This is a genomic window from Anaeromyxobacter terrae (assembly GCF_022690685.1).
GTDB classification, from domain to species: domain Bacteria; phylum Myxococcota; class Myxococcia; order Myxococcales; family Anaeromyxobacteraceae; genus Anaeromyxobacter; species Anaeromyxobacter terrae.
Genome location: NZ_JALCYY010000060.1, coordinates 1 through 1,087 on the forward strand (window position 1 = coordinate 1; position 1,087 = coordinate 1,087).

Below are 1,087 nucleotides of genomic sequence, written 5' to 3' on the forward strand. Positions count from 1 at the left end.
GCGGCGCCGAGCGGCGCCGGCGCGCCTCCCGCGCGCCCCGCCGCCGCGGCCGCCGCCGGCGGGGGCGGCTCGCCCGACGGCAGCACGCCCTGCCAGAGGAGGATCGCGAGCGCGACGCCCGCGGCGATGCGCCAGACCACGAACACGTGGGTCGTGCGCGTGCGGAGCCACCCGAGGAGCCAGTCGATGACGAGGTAGCCCGCGACCGCGGAGACCCCCGTGCCGACGAGCGTCGCGAGCGCCCAGCCCGGCTCGCCGCGCAGCACGGGCACCGTCTTCCAGAGCTTGTAGCCCCCCGCGCCGAGGATGATCGGGACGGAGAGGAGGAAGCTGAAGCGCGCCGCCGCCTCGCGCGTGAAGCCGAGCAGCATGCCGGTGGTGATGGTCGTGCCGGAGCGCGAGCTCCCCGGGACGAGCGCGATGGCCTGGCCAAGCCCGATGAGGACCGCGTCCACGGCGCCCACGTCCTCGACGTGGCGCAGGTGACGCGCGTACCGCTCCGCGAGGAGGAGCACGAGCCCGAGCCCGACGAGCGAGCCCACGATGACCCAGTTCCCGAGCGCCTCGATGCGCTTCTCGAAGAGCTTGCCCAGCACCGCCGCCGGGATCGTGCCGACCGCGATGAACCAGGCGAGGCGCGACTCCGGCGTCTCGAGCGGTCGCCGCCGGGCGAGCGAGCGCAGGCCCGCCACGACGAGCGCCTGGATCTCGGTGCGGAAGTACACGAGCACCGCGAGGGTGGTGCCCGTCTGGATGATGGTCGCGAACGCGCGGAAGCGGGGGTCGGCGAGATCGTGGCCGAGCAGCTCGCCGAAGACGAGCAGGTGGGCGGTGGACGAGACCGGGAGGAACTCGGTCGCGGCCTGGAGGATCCCGAGGAAGACGGCGGCGAGGAGGCTCATGGGCGGAGGGAACCCTAGTCCACAGTCCCCGGATCATCAACGCACGGGCTTCTTCCGGGAGCGCGGGCGCCGAGGACTCCTGAGCCCGGCGGGGGGGGGGGGGCGGGGGGGGGGGGGGGCCCCCGCCCCCCGGGGGGGGCGGGGGGGTGGGGGGGGGGAAGACCCGGGGGGGCGGCCCCCCCCCC

1 protein-coding gene is annotated in these 1,087 nt (G+C 76.2%); it reads right to left on the reverse strand.

The annotated features are described in order from the left end of the window. Window positions 1-902, reverse strand: a 902-nt coding sequence (locus MNY62_RS20605; protein WP_242346236.1) for an undecaprenyl-diphosphate phosphatase, incomplete at its 3' end; no start/stop codon positions are given. Window positions 903-1,087 lie beyond the last annotated feature (185 nt).